2 tRNA genes are annotated in these 783 nt (G+C 41.0%); both read left to right on the top strand.

The features are described from left to right. The first annotated feature begins 14 nt into the window (after positions 1 to 14). A tRNA-Ser gene (locus JN080_RS28885) sits at positions 15 to 105 on the top strand. Between the two features lie 9 nt (positions 106 to 114). Beyond that, positions 115 to 188: transfer RNA gene (locus tag JN080_RS28880), tRNA-Arg, on the top strand. Positions 189 to 783 lie beyond the last annotated feature (595 nt).

The raw sequence follows: 783 nt of genomic DNA, 5'->3' as shown, positions 1-783 counted from the left end.
ATTTTTGTCTTTATGGAGAAGTACTCAAGTGGCTGAAGAGGCGCCCCTGCTAAGGGTGTAGGTTGGGTAACCGGCGCGAGGGTTCAAATCCCTCCTTCTCCTCCATATTATGATGCGCCTTTAGCTCAGCTGGATAGAGCATACGCCTTCTAAGCGTACGGTCAGAGGTTCGAATCCTCTAAGGCGCGTAAATGAAAACGGTTGAACCGCAACATTTCCCCAATAAGCATATCACCCCCACCATTATAAGAATTCCTATATTAATCCAATAGATAATCCCTATTAATTTACATAAAAACTTCTCCTTTCTATTGCCAAACAAACGGGCAAAAAATCTCTTTTTCTTTTCTTTCTGGGCTGCTGCTATTTGTAATAAAATCCGTGAAATGTCGGTGAAGACCCTGATAGTGCTTGTATTAGAGAATGGGTTTAACTGTCGTCAATTAAACATTTTAAGACTCCATAAGACGGGTACCGCTTGCGGTCGGACATTCGTCTACCTATACATGGTCTGTGAACACTAGATGCGAGTGAAATATAAGATGGGACTTCCCCGAGAAGTAAAAGACGGTGAAAACTGCTTACCGATAAAATTTTTTGAGTATCCGATCTGGTGTATTCCTTGCAACATCCTACTGGTTATTTTTCGTGCCATTTTAATTTACTTTAGAAAACATTCTTAGTTACTCAACTTTCGCACACTGAAATAGGCAGGTATGCCTTGATATAGCTGGGCAAGCCTGCGATCCATTGTTGTAGTTGACTTTTGATTAACTTTTGAAC

Source organism: Bacillus sp. EB600, from assembly GCF_024494385.1.
GTDB lineage: Bacteria > Bacillota > Bacilli > Bacillales > Cytobacillaceae > JAEVLT01.
This window is presented reverse-complemented; position numbering and strand designations above follow the sequence as displayed.